Annotated in this window: 27 protein-coding genes and 1 pseudogene; 11 read left to right on the forward strand and 17 right to left on the reverse strand. The window is 56.7% G+C overall.

The annotated features are described in order from the left end of the window. Nucleotides 1-169: 169 nt before the first annotated feature. On the forward strand, nt 170-1,081 hold the full coding sequence (locus J5278_RS25715) for a LysR family transcriptional regulator (protein WP_219258840.1): 912 nt from the start codon (nt 170-172) through the stop codon (nt 1,079-1,081). Nucleotides 1,082-1,249: 168 nt separating this feature from the next. Here the strand turns inward: J5278_RS25715 and J5278_RS31535 are convergent, their stop codons facing one another. From J5278_RS31535 to J5278_RS25735, 5 genes are all read right to left on the reverse strand, one after another. Beyond that, nucleotides 1,250-1,576: an alpha/beta hydrolase gene (locus tag J5278_RS31535; protein ID WP_307877473.1), complete on the reverse strand. Its 327-nt coding sequence runs from the start codon at nt 1,574-1,576 to the stop codon at nt 1,250-1,252. Between the two features lie 288 nt (nt 1,577-1,864). Next, on the reverse strand, nt 1,865-1,972 hold the full coding sequence (locus tag J5278_RS31725; protein WP_348529189.1) for a hypothetical protein: 108 nt from the start codon (nt 1,970-1,972) through the stop codon (nt 1,865-1,867). A 277-nt stretch (nt 1,973-2,249) separates the two neighbouring features. After that, on the reverse strand, nt 2,250-4,325 hold the full coding sequence (gene treS, locus J5278_RS25725) for a maltose alpha-D-glucosyltransferase (RefSeq protein WP_209185768.1): 2,076 nt from the start codon (nt 4,323-4,325) through the stop codon (nt 2,250-2,252). A gap of 95 nt (nt 4,326-4,420) precedes the next feature. Beyond that, on the reverse strand, nt 4,421-4,915 hold the full coding sequence (locus tag J5278_RS25730; protein ID WP_209185767.1) for a cupin domain-containing protein: 495 nt from the start codon (nt 4,913-4,915) through the stop codon (nt 4,421-4,423). A 53-nt stretch (nt 4,916-4,968) separates the two neighbouring features. Next, complete coding sequence (locus J5278_RS25735) at nt 4,969-5,190, reverse strand: hypothetical protein (protein ID WP_219258842.1); 222 nt, start codon at nt 5,188-5,190, stop codon at nt 4,969-4,971. A 434-nt stretch (nt 5,191-5,624) separates the two neighbouring features. On the opposite strand from J5278_RS25735, the gene J5278_RS25740 reads away from it, so the two are divergent. From J5278_RS25740 to J5278_RS25750, 3 genes are all read left to right on the forward strand, one after another. Further along, nucleotides 5,625-6,557 (forward strand): TIGR03571 family LLM class oxidoreductase, encoded by a 933-nt coding sequence (locus J5278_RS25740; RefSeq protein ID WP_209185765.1) that lies wholly within the window; start codon nt 5,625-5,627, stop codon nt 6,555-6,557. Nucleotides 6,558-6,728: 171 nt separating this feature from the next. Next, the gene (locus tag J5278_RS31730) at nt 6,729-6,935 is read left to right on the forward strand and encodes an oxygenase MpaB family protein (protein WP_209185764.1); all 207 of its coding nucleotides are present in this window, start codon (nt 6,729-6,731) and stop codon (nt 6,933-6,935) included. A 366-nt stretch (nt 6,936-7,301) separates the two neighbouring features. After that, on the forward strand, nt 7,302-8,219 hold the full coding sequence (locus J5278_RS25750) for a DMT family transporter (RefSeq protein ID WP_209185763.1): 918 nt from the start codon (nt 7,302-7,304) through the stop codon (nt 8,217-8,219). A 96-nt stretch (nt 8,220-8,315) separates the two neighbouring features. Here the strand turns inward: J5278_RS25750 and J5278_RS25755 are convergent, their stop codons facing one another. After that, nucleotides 8,316-8,486 carry a hypothetical protein gene (locus J5278_RS25755; RefSeq protein ID WP_209185762.1) on the reverse strand — a complete coding sequence of 57 codons (171 nt, stop codon included), beginning with the start codon at nt 8,484-8,486 and terminating at the stop codon, nt 8,316-8,318. An 809-nt stretch (nt 8,487-9,295) separates the two neighbouring features. After that, nucleotides 9,296-9,610 carry a cold-shock protein gene (locus J5278_RS25760; protein WP_209185761.1) on the reverse strand — a complete coding sequence of 105 codons (315 nt, stop codon included), beginning with the start codon at nt 9,608-9,610 and terminating at the stop codon, nt 9,296-9,298. A 238-nt stretch (nt 9,611-9,848) separates the two neighbouring features. Here J5278_RS25760 and J5278_RS25765 point away from each other — a divergent pair, with 238 nt between their 5' ends. Further along, nucleotides 9,849-10,274 (forward strand): DUF4174 domain-containing protein, encoded by a 426-nt coding sequence (locus J5278_RS25765; RefSeq protein ID WP_209185760.1) that lies wholly within the window; start codon nt 9,849-9,851, stop codon nt 10,272-10,274. Between the two features lies 1 nt (nt 10,275). Here J5278_RS25765 and J5278_RS25770 read toward each other — a convergent pair whose 3' ends face one another. Next, nucleotides 10,276-10,674 carry a copper resistance protein CopC gene (locus J5278_RS25770; RefSeq protein WP_209185759.1) on the reverse strand — a complete coding sequence of 133 codons (399 nt, stop codon included), beginning with the start codon at nt 10,672-10,674 and terminating at the stop codon, nt 10,276-10,278. An 835-nt stretch (nt 10,675-11,509) separates the two neighbouring features. Between J5278_RS25770 and J5278_RS25775 the strand changes: the two genes are divergently transcribed. Then, nucleotides 11,510-11,701, forward strand: a complete 192-nt coding sequence (locus tag J5278_RS25775) for a hypothetical protein (RefSeq protein ID WP_209185758.1) — start codon at nt 11,510-11,512, stop codon at nt 11,699-11,701. 587 nt (nt 11,702-12,288) lie between these two features. Next, nucleotides 12,289-12,597: pseudogene (locus tag J5278_RS31290) on the forward strand (hypothetical protein). Between the two features lie 430 nt (nt 12,598-13,027). Here J5278_RS31290 and J5278_RS25785 read toward each other — a convergent pair. From J5278_RS25785 to J5278_RS25800, 4 genes are read right to left on the reverse strand one after another with little or no spacing between them, the layout of a single operon-like run. After that, nucleotides 13,028-14,380 (reverse strand): LLM class flavin-dependent oxidoreductase, encoded by a 1,353-nt coding sequence (locus J5278_RS25785; protein ID WP_219258844.1) that lies wholly within the window; start codon nt 14,378-14,380, stop codon nt 13,028-13,030. Nucleotides 14,381-14,395: 15 nt separating this feature from the next. Next, nucleotides 14,396-15,172, reverse strand: a complete 777-nt coding sequence (locus J5278_RS25790) for an ABC transporter ATP-binding protein (protein ID WP_219258845.1) — start codon at nt 15,170-15,172, stop codon at nt 14,396-14,398. Then, nucleotides 15,169-16,014 carry an ABC transporter permease gene (locus J5278_RS25795; protein WP_209185756.1) on the reverse strand — a complete coding sequence of 282 codons (846 nt, stop codon included), beginning with the start codon at nt 16,012-16,014 and terminating at the stop codon, nt 15,169-15,171. The genes J5278_RS25790 and J5278_RS25795 overlap by 4 nt, the downstream gene beginning before the upstream one ends. 10 nt (nt 16,015-16,024) lie before the next feature. After that, nucleotides 16,025-17,041 (reverse strand): ABC transporter substrate-binding protein, encoded by a 1,017-nt coding sequence (locus J5278_RS25800; protein WP_209185755.1) that lies wholly within the window; start codon nt 17,039-17,041, stop codon nt 16,025-16,027. 360 nt (nt 17,042-17,401) lie between these two features. On the opposite strand from J5278_RS25800, the gene J5278_RS25805 reads away from it, so the two are divergent. Next, a complete protein-coding gene (locus J5278_RS25805; protein ID WP_219258847.1) occupies nt 17,402-17,941 on the forward strand; it encodes a GNAT family N-acetyltransferase in 540 nt (179 codons plus the stop codon). Between the two features lie 461 nt (nt 17,942-18,402). On the opposite strand, the gene J5278_RS25810 is transcribed toward J5278_RS25805, so the two are convergent. Next, a complete protein-coding gene (locus J5278_RS25810) occupies nt 18,403-19,497 on the reverse strand; it encodes a phosphodiester glycosidase family protein (protein ID WP_247749829.1) in 1,095 nt (364 codons plus the stop codon). A 171-nt stretch (nt 19,498-19,668) separates the two neighbouring features. Here J5278_RS25810 and J5278_RS25815 point away from each other — a divergent pair, with 171 nt between their 5' ends. Continuing rightward, complete coding sequence (locus tag J5278_RS25815) at nt 19,669-20,316, forward strand: CPBP family intramembrane glutamic endopeptidase (RefSeq protein WP_161991006.1); 648 nt, start codon at nt 19,669-19,671, stop codon at nt 20,314-20,316. Nucleotides 20,317-20,421: 105 nt separating this feature from the next. On the opposite strand, the gene J5278_RS25820 is transcribed toward J5278_RS25815, so the two are convergent. The 3 genes from J5278_RS25820 to J5278_RS25830 are packed head-to-tail and all read right to left on the reverse strand — an operon-like array spanning nt 20,422 to nt 21,822. Further along, entirely contained in the window at nt 20,422-20,625 is a 204-nt protein-coding gene (locus tag J5278_RS25820; RefSeq protein ID WP_142831851.1) for a hypothetical protein, read from the reverse strand. A gap of 47 nt (nt 20,626-20,672) precedes the next feature. Further along, nucleotides 20,673-21,590, reverse strand: a complete 918-nt coding sequence (locus J5278_RS25825; protein WP_209185753.1) for a serine hydrolase — start codon at nt 21,588-21,590, stop codon at nt 20,673-20,675. Continuing rightward, on the reverse strand, nt 21,580-21,822 hold the full coding sequence (locus J5278_RS25830) for a serine hydrolase (RefSeq protein ID WP_142831847.1): 243 nt from the start codon (nt 21,820-21,822) through the stop codon (nt 21,580-21,582). The genes J5278_RS25825 and J5278_RS25830 overlap by 11 nt, the downstream gene beginning before the upstream one ends. A gap of 282 nt (nt 21,823-22,104) precedes the next feature. Here J5278_RS25830 and J5278_RS25835 point away from each other — a divergent pair, with 282 nt between their 5' ends. Both J5278_RS25835 and J5278_RS25840 read left to right on the forward strand, forming a co-directional pair. Continuing rightward, nucleotides 22,105-22,494, forward strand: coding sequence for a GFA family protein (locus J5278_RS25835; RefSeq protein WP_307877474.1), 390 nt, complete (start codon nt 22,105-22,107; stop codon nt 22,492-22,494). Continuing rightward, a complete protein-coding gene (locus J5278_RS25840; RefSeq protein ID WP_142831845.1) occupies nt 22,491-22,715 on the forward strand; it encodes a hypothetical protein in 225 nt (74 codons plus the stop codon). Before J5278_RS25835 ends, J5278_RS25840 begins: the two co-directional genes overlap by 4 nt. Nucleotides 22,716-23,255: 540 nt before the next feature. On the opposite strand, the gene J5278_RS25845 is transcribed toward J5278_RS25840, so the two are convergent. After that, on the reverse strand, nt 23,256-23,912 hold the full coding sequence (locus J5278_RS25845; protein WP_219258849.1) for a hypothetical protein: 657 nt from the start codon (nt 23,910-23,912) through the stop codon (nt 23,256-23,258). Nucleotides 23,913-24,147 lie beyond the last annotated feature (235 nt).

Genomic DNA, 24,147 nt, shown 5'->3' on the forward strand with positions numbered 1-24,147 from the left:
ATGTAACCATATGGCGAAAGAAAAGTCTGTGTTAACTCATGATTAATGTGACTTATATCTAAAAATATACTTTGCCTTTCGGCCGTCAATTTATAAGATGAGAGAAATATCGATAAGTATGGCTTATGGCCCATTGCGTTGCGCGATATGGGCTGGGGGATGGACGCCTATGGAGATCGTTGGATCAACGGTAAGGATCCGTCAGCTTCAAGTCCTGAGGGAGGTCCTGCGCGCGGGATCGGAAAGGCTTGCAGCGCGAGCGTTGGGAATATCGCAACCGGCGGTTAGTCAGAACGTCAGGCAGTTGGAGGAGGCGATCGGCTTTGCACTCTTTCGTCGCGAGACAAACAGATTAAGTCCTACCGACAAGGCATGGGAACTTCTGCACACAATCGATGCGGCGTTCGCGGGGCTAGACCGGATTGGACCGTCGATCGAATTTCTACGCAACAACGATACGCGAGTGATTGGGATCGCAGCGCCGAGCGCGTTCTCGTTCGGGACCTTACCGAGGGTTGTCAAGAGCGTCAGAGAGACAAGCCGTTCCTATAAAGTGCAGGTCAAATCGGGCAGCTATCAGCAGATCGCTGACCATGTTCAAAGCGGTAGGGTGGATCTCGGGATCTCACGGTTGCCGCTAGACGAACGCATCTTCGATTGGATGCCAATTGGTGCGGCGACCAACGTGTGTTTGTTTCCACCAAATCATCGGTTCGCATTGCAGCATGTGGTCACCGCCAAAGATCTTGTCGGTGAAGCCATTATCGACATCGACCCGCAAGTTGCGTCTCACCAGATGAGCGTCAATGCGCTGCGACATATAGGAATTCAGCCGGAAATTGTCGTTGAATATGACTCGAATGGTCACGATGTCGGCTACGTAAAGGCAGGGATTGGCATCTCCATTTCGAACGAGATTATTGCGAAGGAATATGCCAGTTTCGGCATCGAGTTCCGGCCGTTCCAGCCAGGAGCAGTATATCACTATGTTATTATCTGGCAGAAGGAGCGGAAGCTGAGTGATGCTCTTCGATTCGTGGCCGAGATTCTTGTCGCAGCGGCGGTGGATCAGGCTCGCTAGCCGTGCTGCACTTGCCGTTCCAATATGGCCGCTCCCTCGGCTGAAAGCATCGAGATCAATAGATTGGTGCTTAAGGAAATTTCCATGAAATAATTGCTTCTTGTCCTGGGATGGCTGTATGTGGTGGTCGAATGCGGCTTAACGCGCTTCGACGGGCAAATGGCGGCGTCATAAAAACTTTGACCGAACAACCTCAGCCAGAAAGTCAAGCGGATGTCGATTGAGGCGATCAGGAGCGGTTGCAAGAAGCCCGTGAGGCTCACCCTCATACTCGATCAGGCGGGCAACCACGATACCGGCCGCCGCTGTGCGGCTGGAGGGGCCGATTAGCACGGTTTTATCGTTTGTTCCATGGATGACTAAGGTTCGGATTGTAAAGGAAGCGAAATCGCTACGAAAGTCCGTTCGGCTGAAGGCGTCGACGCAGTCGAGCGTGGCCTTGGGACTGGCCATGATTCCGAGAGTGAACGACCATTGGAGGATACCATCGCTCACAGGGCTGGTAACCTATCCAAAGGCGTAGAATGTTTTCGCAAATTCCTGAAGGAAGACAACGCGGTCCTTGCGGATCTGGGACTTCATGCCCTCGAACGCACTCGCATCTGTCGTCCTTCAGAAGATAGCCCGCAAGGAACGCTATAAGGACGGACTTGGGCATGCGAGATGCGCCATGGCGGCTCAGATAGCGGGCAATCTCGCCACCCCCATCGAGAAGCCGACGAGAGCAACCTCATTGAGATCGAGTGCTTCCAATACGGCGGCAAGATCGTCGGCATACGTGTCCTAGTTGTACCCATCCGCCGGATGTCCAGATTGGCCAAAGCCACACCGGTCATATGTGATAACACGGTATCCAGCCTCCAACAGGGGTAGGGTCTGAAATTCGAACATATCACCGGTCAGCGGCCAACCATGAATGAGAACCGCGGGGCGACCCTTGCCATTCCTTCACGTGTAGTTGCACGCCATCTTTTGTTTTCACAAATACCGTGATTATCTCCTCGAATCAGCCTCTGAATAGCTGCTGAAAGTGTCACATGTTCCGCGGAATTGGGCTGACTCTGCGGTTGGATGTTGGCATGCCTCCGCCCGTGGTGCCTTGGCTTTCATTTTTGAACTGGTGATTGTTCCATGGGTCTGACCCTGACGTTGTCGGCTCGTCCATCGTCTATCCTTGGCCCAATGTCGGCAAGGCAGCGACCACGCGAAGTGAAAGTCCTTCATAAGGTTCGAGGTTTATCGTCAGCTCTCCAGTCTCCGGCAGGTCGCCTTCGATGGTTTCGTGGATCATGTCGATTACAGGGCCGGAAGCCTGATTTTCCAGTTTGACGATTTCCGAAATGGGTGTGTTCCCAAAGTTCAACGCGGTGATCTGCGTCCCGCGATCTTCCGGAAGCTCATGAACCATGATCAGAAGCCCCGGTGAGTGAACATCGGGGATCGCGATCTGGCGCGACATTGCAATGCCATATGCTTCCCTGACCGACAGCAGCTTCTTGAGTTGAGATGCAAAAGAGCCCGGCTTTTCGAGCTGATCGGCAAGAGAACCATACAGCGACTTTGCCCTAGGGAGGCCATGGGAGGAACGCTCGACATGGGGCAGGGTGCCCATGAGGTCATAGGCGCCACGGTGGATCCACCGTGTGTCCCCGTCCGCCACGAGTGACCCGACGCTTTCGATGGGCAGTGGTAACGCCCCCACGATATCCCATCCGGAAAGCGCAAAGATTCCCGGCTGAAATGCGTTGTACATAGCTAGAAGCAGGTGGACTTTCTTGATCAGCTCAACGTCATCGTCCGAAAGCTGCGTGAGATCCTCGATGTTCAGAGCGGCTGCAATCACGCTAGCTGTCGTGCAGGAAACGCCATTCGTCACAAACTTTTGATTGTAAGTTGCCTTGGCTCCGCTCAGTCTCTCATACATCGTCTCGCGCAGGTGGGTTCGAAGCGTTCTTCCTTGCCAGGTTTGCCCCTGAAACGTGTAGATGTCGTCGGCGTGCAGCGTCCAAAAGTGGACAAGCTCGAGTGTCAGCTCGTCATGGTTCTGAAGAGCGTGGATGAGGCTCGCAGGGTCTATCCCGAACTCGTGGACAGTACGCAGCATCATTCTCAGGAATTCGGTGTCGCCAGTAAGCAAGGCATGGTGATAGGCGGGTCGCGTAACGAAGTCGTAGGAGAGATCTGCCCCCCCTTTGGACATCGTGGCGATGTCGTCGACCGCGAGGTTCAATTCCTGAAACGAGAATGCACCTGCCTTTCGGATCACACCCGCCAAGAGTTGATTGCCGACGACGGACAGAGGATGTCCTTCCGACCATGCTTTTCCGGAGCCCAAACCTTCGACCCCAAGAAAGCCATTGGCATCCAAACGCAGACCTCGTGCGCCGAGCACATCGATAGAGTGAAGGGCGTCTCCGACAATCATCTGCTGCGCTGCGAACGAAGGGTCGAGCCAATTGAGGCTCGGCTGGCCTTCCTTGAAATAATGGAGGTAAACCCATCGCCGCTCTACGCCATCGACACCTAGAACGGGCGGGGTCGCGCTCCAGTCGGTTTCCTTGACGCCGGGTTCAAAGAAGATGACCCGTTGCAGATGACCGACGATGTAGCCCTTTGCACAGAGGGCGTCGACGGCCGGACCGCCCAGATTTGCCGCGTCCTTGCCTTCCTCGACCTCAGGCAAGAGGCCCCAGTCCTCAACGGCGATCTCGACCATGTGATAAAGGCCGGGGTAATCCTCATAGGCTCTCTCCGCCAATCGGAAATCTGGCCCTTTACCAGTGTGTCCGGGGATCACGTCGTCGAGCACTACGGCGTTAAACGCCGCTGCCATGCGCCCGAGATTCACGAATTCCTCTTGGGTCCCGAAGGCCGGGTCCGTGCCGACACCGATCCTGTCAAAATGACCATCGACAGAAGGCGTCAGTTCGTCGCCCCTCCAACCACCCGCCTGCTTCGTCGGCCCGATATGAATTGCTTTTATCCCGACGTTAGAAAGGCTGGACCATAGCTTCGCATCGCCTAGGGCCGCGAGCACCGACCCGTCGCCGTCGGTTATGATAGAGCTGGGGTATGCGGAAAACCAAACCGAGGCGATCGCCGCTGCCGATCGCGGGTTGGCCTCTCCGTACCGGCGCTGCCACATACGTGCTTTACCTCCGTAAAGCGCAGCTCGTTCCCGTGCGTAGGCCAACATGGAGTTAGTACGAAGTTTCTGCGTATATTGGGTGTCTTGATTGCCCATATTCGACCTCAAAAGTAATTGCGATCTTCGGACCAGATGAATAGTCGGCCGAACTCGTTTGTAATGCTTGGCGCGTTAGTCGGGGGAGCGTCCCGCTATTCTGTCCATATTTTGATCATGGGTCCTAAACGTCCCATGATAGGATCTTTTCCCGGTATCCTTACCCGCGCGATCTGCTTGAGTTGCGCTTCAGAAGCGGCCGAGGTCCGGATGTCGGCTTCTTGACCGGCCGGATATGCACCAATCATGACAAAGTCGCTGGTCGAACTGAGCTTCTTGTGCCCAGTACCTGCAGGGAGCGCCAAGGCGTCGCCAGATCTTACGGTCACCTCAAACCCGCTCATACCTCCAATCAACAAATCGGCTTCCCCTGAGGCAACCCCTAGCACTTCATGCGCCATCGAATGATAATGATGATAATTGAAAACACCGTTGCGCCAGATTCCTTCCCAGCCATTCTTGGCAAATAGCTGTTCAAACCCACTGGCAGCGTCCATTGGGTCGATGGCCGATTTGTATAGTAACACCGGAAGCTTGGTGTTGTTTGGGACCCAACCGCTGGGCTGAAGAAAAATTCGCTCGACGTCCATGATACCCTCCCCGCTGAGAGCGCAACGAAAGACGCACTCAAAATGTTCCTAGCCTAGGTGAGACGGGAGGATACTGCGGCGTATGGTAAGGATCCGCCGTCCGCGCATAGACACCAGCGGCGAATGCCGGTGGAACCTTCGAAGACCGTGCCGGAAATCAGGGCCTCAGCGCCAAGATCGATCCCGACGTTGAACGGCTGGGAGTTGATCGCCGCGATCTCCGCCGCGAGGCGGTTCAATTCTGCAGCTAAACCTTCGAAGCGGTTAATGGTCATGAGTTCCTCCTCTAACAAGGCAACCAAAATTTGCAATCGAAGACAACACACTTTATTTTCTGCAGGAGACCCCTTTGATTGCGGCCTGGGCAACATCCAGTCCGCAACAAAGAACTTCCGGGACCAGGCAGTTTGCCGGCATAACATACGCTCAAGCACCGAAGCTGGTCCACGATGCAAGCTGAATGCCCCTCGCAATTGAAGCGTTGCATGTATCGAGACCTCAGCGCCTATCGCATTCAAGACAAGCGCCGCCGATGAGCCCGCCGGCTTCATTCACGGAGACGCTACAATAGATCCTCATGTTCGTGTGGGGCTCGCATTGCTTTTCGCTTTGTAGCGCCGATATGTGAGGTATCGATACTCGACGCCATTCTGGTGGTGACCAGATCGTTTTGAGATCATGTGCCCTAGAACCACAGCTCCGGTGAGAAATGCTTTTAACGCCCGGTCGCCTTACTCTCGGCATAGTCCTGCCGATTCAGACCAGCCATACCCATGACTTTAACTATCCCAGTCAGATAGCGATCGCGCGCAAGGCCGACGAACTCGGATTTGATGCACTTTGGGTGCGCGATGTGCCGTTGAACAGCGATAGTTATCCTGATCCCGTAGGTCATTCCGATCCTTGGGTGCTCCTAGGCGCTCTGGCAATGGCGACCACAAACATCCAACTTGTTACCGGAGCAATCGTCCTGCCGCTTCGCAATCCCTTGCATATTGCGAAGGCCGCGCTCTCCGTAGGCGCTCTGTCGGGCGGACGTTTCGTCCTCGGTCTCGGTTCTGGCGATCGTCCTTCTGAATTCGCGGTATTTGGAGAAGAGTTCGATCGGCGAAAGGAGATCTTCCGAAGCAACTGGAGACGTCTAGCTGCGGCCTTGGGGCCTGACGGTGAGGTGCTGGACGGTGACGGTAGGGTTCAAGTTGAATTCTCAATTCGGCCGTTGAGAGCAGAAAGCGCTATTCCGTTTCTATCTGTTGGATCCGCCTCGCAGTCGCTGGAATGGATAGCCAGGACTGCCGCAGGTTGGGCCACATACTACCGACCCTTGGCAGCACAGGCGGATCGCATCGCGTTGTGGAAGACCGCAATCGGCAAGGTAACCACTGACTTTAGAAGTTTCAGCCAGTCCATGGTGCTTGAACTCGTCGACGATCCGGACGCGAGCACCGAACCTCTCGGCCTCGGTATTCGCACCGGACGAAAGGGGCTGATCCGGTATCTCGACGAGATCGGGAACCTTGGTGCAAACCATGTCATGCTGAATATCGTTCCTGGCACTAGGTCGGTGGACGAAGTGCTGCAGGAGATCGCGGAAGACGTATTGCCCGACATCAACAATTCGAAGGCCGAGGCTGTGATTTGAGAGATTTTGTCCGAACTGCCGTTGAACGACGGGTCCTGAGCCTTACTGGTCAGAAGATAGGCCGCATCGAATACGACCAGCCAAAAGGCGATTCCGGACTGTTCGGGCCCGGTTCTGTCTGCTGGCGGGTCCATTGGCGATTTTCCTTCGATGCTTGTCGGCGGGATTTCAATGCTTCTCCCTTCAGATGTTCCATTAACTTGCTCTCGTGCGGGGCTGGATCACTCGAATTTCCGCGACGACATGCTTGGACGCTTCCGGAGGACTGCCCGGTTCGTCTCTGCGACGACCTTCGCACCCAGGGAACAGGCGACCGGCGAGATCGAAAGGGTCAACCGGATCCACGCCCATATCCGCACGCTTAGGATGAGAGTCTAACGTGTGTTCAAATCAATGCTTCTCGGCAGAATCGTATATGGCTAGCCAAACCGCCTCCAGCTTGGCCGCTGTCGATAGTGCACCACCGACCCGAGCGGTTGGCCTTACAGGTCGATGCCGACGGATGTGATGCCATTCCCCTTGTCGTCGATGTGTCCAGCAAAGGCTGACGATTTTAAAACAGATACTCGTGTTGCGTCGTGGCTTCCGTTGCTGATTGAAGCCGGGATTCGAGCCCTCCTTCTGTCAGCTCGCTGAGATCGCCAGATGGGCTGGCGCGGCTACCTTATTTGATGGTAGTGGCGCACTTGGTCGATAATGTTGCCTGATGCGATGGTGACCGCCGGCTATTTGGGAGGAATTCGTATGAAGCCTGCAGTAACCGCCGGGAACCTCGGCAATGCCGTGATGCTCGGCGTGGTCCTGATGCTTTTCGGCGACCTTCTCTTTGCGGTAAACGACGCCGTTGGGAAGTGGCTTGTTGCGAGCTTTGCTCTGGGCCAAGTACTCGTGATGAGGTCGTTAGGCTCATTCATCGTCCTGATGCCAATGATTGCACGGCAGGGGCCGAGGGCGTTGCTGGATGTTCGGCAACCGGGCCTGCTGTTCGGCCGCGCCGTCATGGCGACTGCGGATGTGTCCCTTTTCTACGCGGCGGTGGCCTATCTGCCACTTGCCGACGTGATCACCTTCTACATGGCGGCACCGATCTATGTCGCTGCTCTGTCGCATTTCCTTCTGGGCGAGAGGATCGGATGGAGGCGTTGGCTTGCTGTCGGGGTTGGATTTGCGGGTGTGGTGATCGCGCTGAGGCCATCGACCGCGATGTTTACCCTGCCTTCGTTATTTGCTGTCGCCGGGAGCATCGGTTTCGCCCTGACACTTATCTTGAGCCGTTATCTTCGATCGACAAGCGACACCGCTCTTGTCACCTCGCAGACGCTCGTGGTTATGGTAGTGGGCATAATTCTGTCGGTCAGCGACTGGCGGGAGGCCGGGTTCGATATTTGGATCGCAATGCTTTTCCTCGGTGTCGTCGGTACTTGCGCCCATCTTCTGCTGACGCGCGCACTGAAACTCGCGCCGGCCTCACTGCTCGCCCCACTGCAATATACACTTTTGCTGTGGGCGGTCGTGTTTGGGTTTGTGTTCTTCGGCGACATTCCTGACGCCCAACTTCTAGCCGGCGCTGCGATCATCGTCTTTGCTGGCCTATTCATCTTCTACCGAAAAAACGTCAAAGGCGAGGATGCTCAGCCAACCATTCCGTTGGACGGCCGTTGAGCAGGCCGTTCCGATAGGATTGCAGAGGGAACAAGCTTCAGCTTGAAACGGGCATAAGTCACATGGTCGATGTCCTCGCGCTGAGGGGCTCAAAGATCAACCGTTCGCCCCGATGCTCTGGCGCAGCGTTTCCGTAATGCTGATGAGATTGCTTCCCGGCTGAATGGTCGGACAGGGCGCCGGTTTGCCCTTCTTAACAGGCTTCGGGGCATTCTTTTTCTCGGCGATCATGGCCAGCAGGCCCTCGTAGACCGGGTGCTCGACCATAACCGGCGACCAGACTTTTTCCGTTGCTTGATAAGCTGCACGAGCGGCATCATTTGCGGTTCGGCCGCGCCAGCAAAGCTATCGAAGTAGCTATACTCAGCCCGGACCTCATCGTCGTATTGCAGGGTCGAGAGCACGATGTGTTCGCCACGCGGCTCAAGGACGACTGCCCTTCTATGGGATCCGAGCGCCAGCCAAGAGACGCCAGCGACGTTGGAAGCGGCCATAGCATCGCGATACCGGAGTATGCCTCCTGGCCGACTGGTTCATTCGGGGTCAGGTAACGTGGCTGTTCCCGATAGACCCATTGGACCGAGACCTTTGGCGCGAACATCTCGATATCGATCGTGCGAGTGCTCTGAAGGGCCACGCTGTCGACGTCTTCATTGGTGATGAATGTCGTGGTCGCTCTCGTCGCGGGCATAGCCATTGGCCTCGGCATCTTAGCTGACAGGTTTCTCAGTGACGCCGTCGACATATGCGCTAACGACCCGATTTCCTGTCTACAATTAATGTCTTCGGCGAAGATCCGTTCGATGGCATCGATATGGGAACGCCTTTTTTTGACACCGTCTTCTGGTCACGATGCCCCGCTATCCGGCCGCCCATGGATCCGGATCAGGGGACATCTCGATGAGGAAGACAGTCTTAAATGCGGCTGCAATTCACCGTGGCTTTCGCACTTCCGTGTTGCGCATCCACTACGGCCGCTTGGAGAGCTCTCTTCTGTGAGAGGAAGTCGGGGCGAGCCTCGATTGCAGAATACCAATGGCTTGGGAAATAAACCGTGAAGGATCGCTTCTGGCAGGCTACGCCCGGCGTAAACCCCACTCGCGCTCGAAGAGCTCCTCCTCATCTAGGAGTTGCGTCTTTGCCATAGCCTTCGGTGGATCATTACGCTCGATCAATGGTAGCGGTGCCGCAATAACTGCGACTTCTTCGACAAACTCCTTACCTCCACGGTTTGCGACCGAAAAATTGACCGCTGCGCCAGGCTCGAGTGTCCCAAGGCCGGCCTTCTGCAGCACCTTGAGGTTGATGTAGATGTCGGCACCGCCGTCTGACGGGATGATGAATCCGAAGCCTTTAGCGGCGTCGAACCATTTCACGGTTCCTGATTTCATATTGTTCTCTTGATGTAGGCCATTTTCTGAGAAATTGTTGGAAACGCGCGACCGCAAATGCATGCGGAAGACAGCTCGCAAATCGCTCGCTGACGCGGCACTTGCGCATCGTCCTCACCATTCTCGCAAAATTCGCCCTGATTTGCAACCCAGCGGAAAAGCGACACCATTCGTGCCCCGACAAACTCGAACCCTGCGGGTTTTCGGGCGTTTTCTTCGGATGAAACGGAGATCAAACATGAGAACCTTCCTTATCGCATCCGCCATCGCAATCGCGGCAGCTTCAGTTAGCCAGGTATTCGCTCTGGACGAGCTCGCCAAATACCGGTCCCAGAACCGCGTCATCGTTCTGTTCGGTGGATCAGGAGACCAGAAGCTCGCGAAACAGGTCGAGGTCTTGAAAACCCAGGAGAGCGGTCTCGCCGAGCGCGACGTCGTGGTGATGACCGTAATTGGGGACGAGGTAAGACCGGTGCGTGGGGATGCCACTGGCGTGGATGCTCGCAAGCTGAGACAGGAAGCCGATATCAACGGCAACACGTTCGAGGCTGTTTTAATCGGCAAGGACGGCGGCGTCAAACTGCGCAGTCTCGACGTCGTGACGGGCGGCAAACTATTCGAATTGATCGACAGCATGCCGATGAGAAAGGCCGGGCGGGGCTGATCTACTGCTGGGCGACGCCCGGAACTCCTGTCGGCATGGGGTCAATAACGAAATCGTACCCGCCTACGTCCACCAGGCCTTGGATCGAGACCGCCCGCCAGCGGATCGAATACGTATCCGGGCGAAGAGGGGTTGAAAGGGGGATTTCCAGATCGGTGCCATTCTCGCCGGTACGGAGGTCGCCGATCGTCACGCGACTGCCGCGCGAGTTCCTGATCTCCACGATCGTTTCCTTCAGGCGGACGCGTTGGGAGAAGGCCAGAACCATGTTGAAGCTGGTGACGTTGGCTTGCTCATGCGCATCAGGCTGAGAGTTCTCGAGCCGGGCGCTCGCGACAGAAGGCAGGCCGAGGAGCATTGCGGCGGTGATGCATAGTCCAATTCGCGAAAGCTTTTTCATCGCCTTTTCCTTCGGGAACCTGAACGTCAATCATGCTGCGAGGTCCGCACTGCTGGAAGCGTAGATCACCGATTGTTAAGTCCGTCTTGGCAAAAAATAGTTAGGAAAGTGTGGTGCGATAGGTTCCTGCTGGCGCGATGCAAGAAGGCAACAGGCAGCCAGCCGATATTATCTTGAAGTGCACCGCGCGATCGCTCGGCGCCGGTTTGAAATGGACCCGACCGTCCCGTCAGACCTCTGGTCACTTGGTTCCGGCTGACGCAGCGGTAGGTGGCCCGATCAAATTTCGTCCCTTCATGGAGCGCTCTCGAGATGCCCCAGATTATGCCGGCCATCAAATGGCTCTTAGGGTCCGTGTGTTCATGATGCGACCTCCTACAAAGTCTCCGACAATGCGACGCGCGAAGGTTGCTCGCGTCCGAAGTGGATACGGACCCCGACAAATTCGCACTCCTTCACGGCATGTGAGGGATCGGTTCGCTGATGATGATGCCGATGGTTTCGCCTTGGCGTTGGAAGCTTTCAACGGCGCGTTTCGCAGCGCCCGACGCTCCGTTCCCGCGTAGCCAGGGCGGTCTTTAGTGGTTCGGGGTCGACGGCCAGGAGTTGCGACCGGAGATTATCGGAATGGTGAGGGAAGCCTGAGACAAAGTGGTCATGGATGTGGTCGAGCAGGAAGGCTTCGCTCATGGGTTGGGGAGGGTGACCTTCGTTGGCGTGTCTCAAGGATCCATCATGGCGCCCGACGCGGTCTCGTCGGGACGCTGGAAGATCGGTACCCTCGCATCGTCTGCTGGGCGACTAGCCGCTGCCGCCTTTGCCCGCAACGGAGCGAATGGCAATTTTGCTTTTGCACGGCAAGGAAGACGAGAATATACCGTCAAGGGCACCCGGAGCGGCGGCCGGACAACTGAACGCCGCCGGGTGTGACGAGACGCTCGATATCGAGCCCGGCGTCGGCCACACCATCTCGATCTTTTATGCACAGAAGGCGCTAGTGTTTCGAAAAACGAGATTCGCCACCTGACCACCTAACAGGCGGCGATGTCCGATCGCACATCTCAGAGTGAGATCGTCAGACTAGCGCGGCGAGCGGCACCGTTGCCGGATGCCTCCAGCAGCCGAGTAAGTGTCGCTCACGGCGTCGTACCCCATAGTGTATCGCCCGGCACACCATCTAATGTGTCTGATTTCATCTGGGGTCAGGATCGACGCTTCCGAGCTAGATTCTGATTTATCGTCGCCCGCGTATGCCGATACGGACTTCTCTCGCGTCGCTTCATTTTCGTCGTTGACCGGCATCCGCAAGGCATAGGCGGGTGTCAGAACGGTGCCTACCAGAACTGCACTCAGGGTGAACATAGAAGCAAGTTTAGCGACTGTGGACATCGATGACACCGTTTGTTGTTCGCCAAAGCAACGGTGTTCGGGGTCTTTCCGTTCCGTGGGTCGGGCAACTTTCGTTTCAATAATCAATTTGCCGACGTCCGCTCACGTAAAACCGCGCTCGCGTCCCAGTCTGCCTGGCCAACCGGCGAGTCTCGGCGAACATGCGCCCGCCCGAACCATCGGTGCGTGTGGGCGTTGCAAATTGAGAATAAACTCGAGGTTCCAATGTCTGAAGACCGTACCACGACAATCAAGGCCGTATTCGGGACCCGCGAGGCGGCCGACCTGGCGATCGAGCATCTTGTTTAAGGGCACAATATCTCCCGGCCGGACATCTTCGTCCAATCGATCACCGAAGGGAACTCTGCCGGTGTAAGGCCATCGGGGGGCGACCTGTCGCACGAGTCTGAGAGCTGGGAGGATGGAGCATTAGGTGGCGAAATCGGGGTTTCTGCGGACATATCTGTAAGCCAGGTCGCCAAGGGTCAGCGTACGTTCGGCGACGCAGGCGCTATCCGGGTGTCGGGTGGTTGACGAGCCGCGCAAGCCGGTTGTTAGGCCAAAGCCGTGTGCAAGCATCTCCCCGTTGGCCGCTCACGACCGCTTAGGGAGCACCTGTCAACCCTAAGGGGATAGACATCGAAGGCCTGGGCAGATCGTATCTCGCGCTGCTATGATTTCGATTATAGTGGAGGCATATCAATATTAGTATAAAGCCTGTTATTGGGCGCGACAGGTCCGCTCCATCAATAGGGTCCAATTATGCCTATCCGACAGCCCGCCACACAGCCGTGTAGGAGAACACAGATATGGATTGCCAGGAAGCCTTGGAGCTTCTGTGATTGCGCCGTCTCGACGAAGCTCAAGGGGCAGGCTGGTCGCAGGCAGAGAGCATGTACGCACTCGAGGCGCTCATCGAGAGCTTCCGGACGAGCTGTTGAGGGTCAGCGAGAGTTCCGACTGTCTAGGACACCTTCGCCCGCAGCTCCGCTTTACCGAAGTATTGACTTTCGGGACGCGTGAGACCGAGGTGCTCGCGTAGCGTGGATCCCTCATACTTCGTTCGGAACAGCCCGCGAGCGCGAAGGATCGGGAGAACCTCGGCGACAAACACGTCGAATTGGTCAGGCAGGATCGGCGGCATGACGTTGAAGCCGTCGGCTGCACCTGTCGTGAACCAGTCCTGGATGATGTCGGCGATCTGCTCGGGCGTCCCCGAGGTCGCGAAATGCCCGCGTGCTCCTGCAAGCCCATGAAGCAGGGCTCGAAGCGTCGGATGCTCTCGTCGCACGATGTCTACGATCGAGACGGCCCGGCTTTGGGCAGCTTGGACGGTCTTCGGATCGGGAAAGTCATCTGGCGACAGGACACCATCCAGTGGCAGGTGCGACAAGTCCAAGCCGCCAAAGCGGTTGGAGAGCCTCGCCAGTCCGACCGACGGTTCTGACAACTCGTTCAGATCCTGAGCGATCCGTAAGGCTTCCGTCTCGGTCGAGCCGATCGTGGCGCTGATCCCTGGAAGGATGACGATCTGGTCGGACGATCGTCCGACGGCAAGGGCGCGGGTCTTTAGATCCTTGTAGAAAGCGCTGGCGGACATCTTGTCGAGGTGCGCGGTGAACACGGCTTCCGCATGCTCGGCGGCAAAGCGTCGTCCTGTGTCGGAAGAACCGGCCTGGATGAAGACTGGGCGGCCTTGGGGCGGGCGGGCGATGTTAAGCGGGCCGCGGACGGAGTGATGCTTGCCCTTATGGTCGATACGCTTCAGCTTTGACGCGTCGGCAAACACGCCGCTGTCGCGGTCGTCAAGAACCGCATCGTCAGCCCAGCTATCCCAGAGCTTCGATACGACATCTACAAACTCGAAGGCGCGCTCGTACCGATCGGCATGCTCAATCTGCTGGTCGTATCCGAAGTTGGGGCCGGCCCCGGTGACCCAGCTTGTTACGATGTTCCAGCCCACCCGGCCATGACTGATATGATCCAGAGACGCGAACTGCCGGGCCAGATTGAAGGGCTCCGTGTAGGTGGTGGAAGCCGTCGCAATCAGCCCGATCCTGCTTGTGGAACGGGCGAGGGCAGCCAGCAGCGTAATTGGCTCCAGGCCGCCGCCTGCCGCATGCGAGAGCCCGTCGCCTGCGGCCAGCGCGTCGGCAAAGAAGATAGCATCGAAGGCGGCTGCTTCAGCCTTGCGGGCAAGCTCGTCATAATAGTCGACGTCGGTCAGCGCCAGCGGCGAGGATTTCGGATGACGCCATGCGGTCTCATGATGACCGCGGCCATGGACGAACAGGTTGAGATGCAGTTGACGTGGCATGGAGGTCTCCTCCGCTCAGTGGAACTGGTCGACGCCGAGAGCGGACAGAAGCCGCTCGCGCATCTCTTCGAAAGCCTTTTCGGATCTCCGGCGCGGACGCGGCAGCGAGACCCTGACCTCGTTGATGATCTGCCCGCTGTCCATCACGAGCACCCGGTCGGCCAGCACGAGTGCCTCCTCAACGTCATGGGTGACCAGCAGCACGGTTGGCCGCTGTTCGGACACCAGCTTGAGGAGGAGGTCCTGCATTCGAAGACGAGTGAGTGCGTCGAGCGCTCCAAACGGCTCGTCGGCCAGCAGAAGAGCGGGCTGCCGTGCCAGAGATCGCGCCAGAGCCACACGCTGCGCCTCGCCGCCCGAAAGCGTTCCGGGCCAGGCATCAGCGCGGGCGGACAGGCCGACGTCGGAAAGTGCCTTGAGGCTGCGCTCGGCGAGTTCTTTGCGGGGGACGACGTCCAGCCCAAGGCCGACGTTTGTCACGACAGACTCCCAAGGAAGAAGACGCGCATCCTGGAAGAGCACCGAGACGTTTTCCGGGACGGCTAGCTCGCCGTCGCCGTCGGCATCGTCATCGAGGCTCGCAAGCGCCCTCAGCAGAGTGCTCTTTCCGCAGCCACTCCTACCGATGAGTGCGACGAATTCGCCTGCTGTGACCTCGAGGGAGACGTCGTTGAGGACGGTCCGACCGGCAAAGCTCCTGCAAAGCCGGTCTGTCCTGACGGCGACTGGAAAGGCAGGCCGCTCGACGGGGGAACGTCTGGTGACAGGATGAGAAATCGATACGACACTCATGATCCGATGACTTTCCTGTATCTGAGAGCGCGGCGCTCGATTGCGCGGACGACCGCATCCGATGCGAGGCCCAGCACGGCATAGATGACGAGGCCGAGCACGATGATGTCGGTCTGCCCGTAGTCGCGTGCCCGGCTCATCATGTAGCCGATGCCGTTCGTGGTATTGATCTGCTCGAGGACGATCAGAGTCGTCCAGCATGTAGTCACGGCAAGACGAAGCCCGGTGAAGAAGCTCGGCAACGCGCCTGGCAGGGCGACCCTGCGAACGAAAGTCTTTCGGTCGAGCCGTACCGTGCGCGCCAGCTCGACGAAGCGGAGATCGATCCCGCGCAGCCCCGCATGCGTGTTGAGATAGACCGGTATCATGACGCTGAGGCTGATGATGGCAATCTTCATCGTTTCGCCGATACCGAGCCAAAGAATTGCCAAGGGAATGAGTGCAAGCGTGGGGATGGCGCGCTTGATCTGCACAATGCCGTCGATAGACGCCTCTCCGGCGCGGGTCAGTCCGGAAAGAAGAGCGAGAACGACGCCAGCGGCGACACCAATGGCAAGGCCGGAATATGCCCGTAATGCCGATGCATAGAATGCTTTCCAGAGAGTGCCGTTGAGAGCAAGGTCCCAGCCAGACGCCAATGCGGTCGAGGGAGCTGCGAGGAGGCGCTCAGGAAGGATTCCCGTCCGTGAGGCGAGCTCCCATACCAGCAACAGGACCAGTGGCGCGACCAGAAGACCGCCCGGTCCAAGGACACGTGGCGTCAGCGTCGATCGCTTGGCGGCGTTCTTCGACGGCGACCCGCGCTGGATGCGAAGTGGACCTATTGCCGGTACTGAACCCATTCCAGATCTCCTAGTTGGACTTCTCGCCCTGAGCGATGACCTCGTCGAAACGAATGTCGAACTCCGCCTTGGCGTCGAGCCTTTTTGGCAGGTCGCCTGCATCATAGATGACGTCGATCAGGCTCTGCTGATAAGGAATGAGGCTTGTCAGCGAGGGAAGGGTGGCCTTGCCCTGGCTGGCGACGATGGCGTCGCCCTGCGTCTTCGTCAGGTGCTGGCCCTTGACGTAGTAGGCATCGACCCACTCGGCCGGATGGGTGTTCTGCCATTGAGTGGCGAGGACGAAATGCGCCACGAAATCGCGGATCGCGGCCGCCTTGGCCGGATTCTTCAAGGAGCCGCCGCCCGCGTAGAGATATGAGACGCCACGGGGCAAGCGGTCGTGCTGGGAGTGGGGAATGGCGCTGGCCTGCTGGTCTTTGTAATCTGAGAGGTAGCGGGAATAATGCGGTTCGTTGAGCGAAGCCACATCCACCTGTCCCGTCCGGATCGCATCAGGGAAGTCGGCCACACGGAGCGGGATAAGCTCGACGTCGTCGCGGGTCAGTCCAGCGGCCTTGAGCGCGTTAAGGACGAATGCCTGACGACCGCTTCCTTCGGCATAGGCAATCTTCTTGCCCTTGAGCTGCTCGAGGGTGTCGATCTTCAGACCGGGCCGCACCGCAAACTCGTAGTCAGTCTCGGCGATCTTGACGGCTGCGACGATGGGGACTTCCTGACCCGCGGCCTGCGCCTGGATCGGCGGCACGTTGCCGACCGTCGCAACGTCGAGCGCATCCGCCCGGAAAGCTTCAAGAATAGCCGGGCCGCCGAGGAAGTTCGCGTATGTGGCCTTTGAGGAGAGCCTGTCCTGTTCACCGGAAGCCGTCATCAGCGTCTGGAGCTGCTCGTTCTGGTCGCCGATCACAATGACGGTTCCATTGGGCACTTCGGTAGGTAGCGCATCTGCAAAGACCTGTCCGGCGGCGATCAAAGCAAGCGAGGAGGCAGCCACGGTGAGGTTCAGTTTTTGAAAAGTTGATGCCATGGTCGTCTCCTACCGATCGTCGGTTCAAACGATAGCCGCAAGTCGCGGGAGTACGAGGAAGCCCATGCCATTAAATGCTAAGCATGTAGAATATTATGCCAGCCTTAGGATCGAGGTTGGCTGTTCCGGACGTTCGCCATCCATACGACTTACGTTCGGTCGCAAGTTGGCAAACGTAATGGCGCTTAAGGCACGGCTTGGTCCTGTTCGCTTGAGGGTCATGCGGGCAACCAACCACCATTCTAAGTGTTCCACCAGATCGCATTGGTCACGATGGCGCGACCGGAACGTATTGCGTTCTTCCGATCCGCACGAATATCTGTGGTACGCTGCTCGTTAACGCCAATGGGAGGGCGTCGAATGCAAGCGACGGAAACTCTGTTCGAAATCCGCCGGCTGGGCTACCGCCACTTGCCGTCCTATCGAGACATCCGACAGGAAGCTGTTATGGAATGTCCGGAGGAGTTCGGGATCGCCGCGGAACAAGAATTCGCTCGATCCGACCAATGGTATCTCAATCGTCTGTCTACCAGCTTGGTTCTCGGAGGTTTCGATCACGGCGGCTGGCTCTCGGGAACGGTGGCATTAGATTTGCGCCAGACCACAGCCGGCAACGAAGTCGCCGTCCTCTCGGGCATGTACCTGAGGACTCACGCTCGCCGATCTGGACGATCCAGACAGCTTCTTCAGGCTGCGATCTTTCATGCATTTGAGCGATCTCCAACCATCGTGCTGGCGGTCACGTTCTCGAACCGGCGAGCTAGGCTGCTCTACTTAGCCGCAGGGTTTCGCGAATGGAAAGCGGGTCCTCCAGAGGCAGGCGGCGACATCTCTGCCGGTGAGGTCCTGATGCGGTTAGATCAGGAAGATCACTCTTCCACGAACGGGTTTTGCCCATAGAACCATAAGGTCATTATCGAAATAATTCACAGCGTCAAAAGTAATTGACAGCTTCTCTTGCGTTGAAAACACCGCCGTCATGATCATGCTGATGTCGACTGGCCGTTCAGTTAGAACTGCAAGCGTCAGATGGGGCGGATACCCTAATTCCTGCATGGAGGCGGAAGGCTCGAAGATGCTCGCTTCCTCCCATAGGTTCCTGATTCAACCGCTGTAGCGTTGCAGCATTTCACACTGATCCCATAGGGCATTCGTTGCGTCCGGTGTGGGTTGTTGTCCGACCGTATAGCAAACGGATGCCCTGGGTCGAGTGGCCGCTTCGGGCCGACAGTAGTCGTTTTGCTCCTCATCGCTGCGCAGATCACTATATCGCTCCGTCGGTATCGTGCATCTGATCTATATTGCGGTGCATAAGCTTTAATGGTCCGTCCGCCGACAATGTGGAAGTCTCCGAGACTTGCCTAACGTCTCTCCACTTCGAGGATCATTGGCATTGCCCACGAGGCATTGGGAAATGGCCAGCGCAGCAGGGTTACTTTGTCTTCATGCCACTGCGATTCCCACTTTGCATAGAACTTTCGCGCGAAGCCATTCAGTCTAACGCTCTGACAGGCGATAGGCCCCCCGTCGAAGTTCAGCGCGACCTTCAGGTCGAGCTGCGAAGACTTCAGGAATTTGGCAAGGGTCGCGAGCGGGAAAAAGGCTTCCTTTGTGGTGCCGACTATAATCCTGCCAGCGCCGTCCTTCCCAACGAAGGTTCGGTTCGCGAGCCATTTGCTTGTTGTCGGTACATGCGTCTGCCCGTCAGTTCCAATCAACAGGGGATACGAGACCATTGCGTTGGTCGACCCGGAAATGGCGGTCTGCCAAGGCTGGTCGGCAAGTTCCTTAATATCCGCCGTGCCGTCGCTCGCCACGAATGCTCCGGCCTTGGCATCGTATGTCGTTGGCCCCATCGCGACGCCTTCACTGATGATCGGAGTGTCTGGAAGCGCGTGGAGGTCGAAGTAGCTCCCGTTGACGATGAGCACGGCATTCGGCAGTGCTTTTTCCCATTCGTCTATGCCCTTGTCGCCAGCTGGAGCATTGCGGGCGATGAACTTGAACCGGGTGGGATCGATCCGGTTGAGAAGAACGCGGTCGGCTTCCTTCCCGTCTGCAATCACGGGCATCTCGGCGACCTCGTACCCAGGTTCTACCTCCCGCCACTCGTAAGCGCCAGCGATACCGATTGGGGGATTCTCCTGAAGAGCCAAACGCATCGACGGAGAAAGCCGAGGATCGTCTTTTTCGATGGTGATCCAGTAGGTTCCGCCTCGTCTCAGGATGGTATTGAACCCGTAGGCTCCGTTTCGATCCCAGATGTATCCGATACCTACGCCAAGAAAAACGATGGCAGACGCGGCAATGGCGAGTGGCAGTTTGTACTTCAAAGGGTATTCCTCAGCGGAGACTGGATATGGCGTCTGCAGTACACTGGTGGCCGATTTATGTTTAGAAAGCGGCAGTCGCAATAGTGCGTCATTTGCTCCTTCTCCGCGAATCGTATTCATCATCGAACGTGAAACTTTCAGCATCTGGAAAAGAACGGAAACCCCATTTTCAGGATCGAATATTTCAAGCGTATCGGGGTTCGCTACCGGCTCCAGCTATCTCTGGCGACATTGCTGGGATGGCTCGTGATAATGGGGGTCGCTGGGCATTTAAGCGCGGGCAGCGAACGTTCGGTGGTCAAATTTGTCGGCCAAGGCATCGCGTGGCCAATGGTCTTCGCAGTGGTTTTCCTGGCGATAGTAATCTCCACGTTCCGGTGGTGGGACCTGGGTTTTTCTGCATTCTCGGTGAGAACGGCGCTCAAGCTGAGTTGGCTACCCATGGTCTACATGGCCGCACTTGGGGTCCTAATGGCAATAGTCGGATTGCCGCCGCTGCGAAGCGCGATTTTCATAGGCATCAACACGGTTTTTGTCGGTATGTCTGAGGAAGTGATGTTCCGGGGAATATTGTTCAGCGGGCTGCGTTCGAAGCTCAGGCTATGGCCATCCCTCTGGGTGTGTTGTGGACTTTTCGGGTTCGTTCACGTCCTGAATGCTTTAGCGACTGCGCAATGGACAGTCGCAACCCTTCAGGCAGTGGCGGCGTTTCAGACTGGCTTCATGTTGATGGCGCTTCGTTTGAGAACTGGTTCGCTTTATCCGGTCATACTTCTGCATGCCGTGTGGGATTGTTTGCTGCTGCTGGTTGCGTGCCATACCGGTGGCGGGAGCCCAAATCAGCCACTGCCAGCATACGCCTTTGTAGCTCCGCTTTTCCTGCTACCCAATTTTTTATATGCATTGTATTTGTTGCGGCCAAAGGGACTGGCCAAAAATTAATCGGTCAGTTGCACTCTCCACTCCGATATAGATGATGCCCTGAGGAATGCTGTCACGCCGGATAGCGCCAACAGCGGTCTTCCCCAATTCGCCTCTGCGATCGCTTCAAAGCCGCTCGAAGCGGAAATTGCGAATACGGCCGCCGTTCATCAGCATGCCGGTGACCCGGCCTTCTCCATCGCGGGTGAAGGTGAACCGGTCGCCGTTACCAAGAAAATGGTCCGGAGCGACGGCTGTCAGTGCTACTTCTCGGGATTTCACGGATTTAAATACCAGCCCCGCCTCCTGAACTTTCACGCTGTAGGGCATGTCGTTTTCGACCGGACGATAGGTGCCATGCTGGCTGTAATAGCCTATCAGTAGCTTCCCCTTATGCGCCACAAGGCGGGCAACGCGGCCGGCCAGTTAGGGTTCGGTGTAATAGCCGGTAAGCAGTTCCAATGCATGGGCGTAGGGTTGCGGGAACGTGTTCGGCACTTGCTCTGGCACCGGCTGCAACAGATGTGCCAGATAGATATCGGCGATCCCCCGTGCGAGGTTGCTCGGCACGATCGACCCGAGATTGGCAAGGATCGCCACCGAGAAATGCTGCTCGGGAAAGCGGATGATATCGGAGCGGAAGCCGGCGTCGCCGCCGGTTGTTCGACGATCGCCAGGCCGCGATGGGTACCGAGGCCGAGACGCGAGGCATAGTCGATGTCACTGCCGTCGTTCAGCCGTCCACGATCGACCATTCGAGCAATGATGGCAGGCCCTCCGACGCGGTGATGGTAGAAATCTTCGTCCCAGAGCGCGAGATCTTCGACCGTCGTCAAAAGGCTGGTCGCGCCCACGGTGTCCAAATTGGTGTCGGAAATCTCCACACCCCGCTCCGTATCCACATAGCCCTCGGCCACATTCCTGATGACCTCGGCGTAATTGTCTCGGAAGAACGTGTTGCTCATGCCGAGCGGTTCGAAAATCCGTGCCGAGGTAAAGACCCGCAGCGACTGGCCACTTACCCTCTTCAAGACCTGCGCCACCAGGGCATATCCGGTGTTGCAATAGAGGTATTCGTCGCCCGGCTGGAAATTCAGGTCCTGCTGGCGGGAGACGACGGCAAGGATGTCGTCATCGGTAATCAAATCCTTGGAGTATCGCCAGCCGGCGAGGCTAAGCAATTCCCAGTGATCGCGCTGGCCGCTCGTATGCCGCATGAGGTGCCGCAGAGTGATCGGCACGCCAAAATCAGGCAGGCTGGGCACGTATAAATGCACCGCATCATCAAGTGACAATTTTCCTTTCGGCCGACAGCAGCAGTATGGCAAATGCCGTGAACTGCTTGGAGACGGATGCTGAATGAAAGACGGTGGACGGCCCGATCGCGACACCATGGCCCAGATTGGCCATGCCAAAGCCGCGCTTATAGATAACCTCGCCATCCCGCATGACTGCAACCGCGCAGCCGGGAGAATCTTTAGTGTTCCAAGCCTCGAACAGTTGATCGACGCGTTCCGCTTCGGTCATCAGTGTCTCCCAGATCACTTTAGTGTGGCAATGAAATCGAGAGTTGAGGATATTGCAAGACTCGGAAAAATGAAAAATACAGTGAGTGTCGATGGCCGCTTTGGGCCGAGACCGGACACGCCAAACACGAGACTAGCGATCCCCATGCGACTGTGCGAATTGCTCATTATATGCTAGTCGTTGCCAACCATTGCGCAGGGGTTTCGCTACGTGACGCATTTAGAATTGGCAAAAAGTCACCATCTTGCAGGATCATGCCAATGCGGTTCGGTGACCTATCGGGTGGCAGACGAATTCACTTTCGCCGTCAATTGCCATTGTTCAGTCTGCCGCCGGGCAACCGGCGCGGCTTTCAAACCCCTAGCCGGGATAGAGCGTGAAAAGCTGTCCGTCACCAGCGGGCAGGATGATATCAAGGTCATCGACGCCGAGGCGTGGCGCGACCAGAGGTGCGGTCGCTGCGGCTCATTTCTGTTCGCGGTCGTCCGCGATGGGACATTTGCCCATATCGCCATGGGAACCCTCGTAGACGATCCGTCCATTCGGCCCACAGCCCATATCTTCGTTGGTTCGAAAGCGCCGTGGTTCACCATCACCGATGATCTGCCGCAATATGACGAGCACATTGTTGCGGAAGAAAATCCGGCTCGCGGCACGGCGCAGGCCTGTTGATCGATCAGGACAGTGGTACCGCAAAGCGGCGAGGAGTGGGTATCCAGACGAAAACCATAGCGATCTATACCGTCAACGGTGTACTTCACGTCGATGTAAAGTTCGGCAGCTTCACCCCTCAGTTTGTGGTCGCTGCTGATGATCGTGCCTTTAATGGGGAGCCAGCCAATAACTTGACGCAGCTGGCGGATTCTGTTTGCAACGCTCACAACGAAAAATAGCAACACGAAAATATAGAATACTACCGGATAGAATTCATCCCTCTCTCCTTCCGGCCGTCGACTGGGTCTTAGCAATAAATTCCTTAAAAATTGCGACGTAACCTCCCAAAAATCATCTAGGGAATATCAAGAATTGCATTTTAAGCACAGGGCTGTGCGAGCGGCCTCGATGCACGACAACAGGGGGACACTCACTCACGGGTTAAATTACGCCTGCTACAAGAAGGCGACCTTGAGAAGTTCTCCAATGAGTTCGGCAACGCCTCGGAACGTAGCGCTTCCTAGTATCAGTCCTATTAATGCACCAAGCGGGGCAAATAGGATCATTGCGACTACACCCGCTAGATGAAAACCCAGCACTCCTGCGAGCAGAAGGCCAATGCTGCTCAGAATGATCAGAGATGCTCTACGAGCTTTGCTCATCTTGTCGATAGCTGGCCATGACGTCATCCGGTCGCCCAATCTCAAGCAGTAGCAAGGCGATCATGCATACGTCCGGCCCGACCGTCAAGAAATCATGATTAGGATCGCTCCGTCCCCTTACTGCAAGAACTGTGCAAGATAAAAGTGACCACCCATGTTTGTAATGTGAAGCTCCGTATAATCGTCAGTCGCTACACTCAGGCCTGTGCCCTCAGAATATGTTCCGTACAACCGACCACTGGCATTGGGTTTCGACATTTTTCTCCGGAATTCATCGGACCAGCTTTTCGACGGCTGGGATAGTTGGTCCATCTCATCATAGATCAAAAGCCATTCGTGCCCAAAATTGCCGAAGCCCCCGCCCTCCGATGCCCAGAACCAGTGAATAAGTACAGGATGCCCAGCCAGCGCGGCGCTCTCTTCCACGTCTTGCAGGAAATTATGTTTCTCTACCTTGAATCGAAACCAGTCGCTATCAAAGCCGAAGTGAACTAAAACTATGAACGGCATCCATGCCAGGAAGGGGGCTGCGAACAACGACAACGCCCGCCTCCAATCCCATTTGATTAAAATCCAGCAAGTGCGGGCTAGCCACACTACTACGGCGAGCAAACCGGGAAAGACAACTAAAACAATCAAGATGACGTCGTCATCAATTGCTCGGCTGAGACTTATGACAACGTAGCAATACAACACGACAAGCAATGCACCAATAAAATATGATGGGTGAAAGCGATTGCTTGCCGCTTGGCGTTCAATAGGCGCTGTGTGCATTGATTGGGTACCTATCGTGCGTCCCGCCAATCGCTGGCATTAAATGGCCGGAAATGAGCATATCTCGTTTGCATGCAGGAGCGACAGAGCGCACTCTTGGCATCATCCATTGGGGGGTCGTGCCGATAGCCCGTTCTGCCCCACGGCCCAGACGAGGTTAGCTGGGGTGTCTTTGAGTTGTTTTTCATACTCGGCGGAATACTTCGCGTGCTTTTCAACATCATCAAGGTCGAGA

The sequence above is a fragment of the Rhizobium sp. B21/90 genome (assembly GCF_019355815.1).
GTDB classification, from domain to species: domain Bacteria; phylum Pseudomonadota; class Alphaproteobacteria; order Rhizobiales; family Rhizobiaceae; genus Rhizobium; species Rhizobium rhododendri.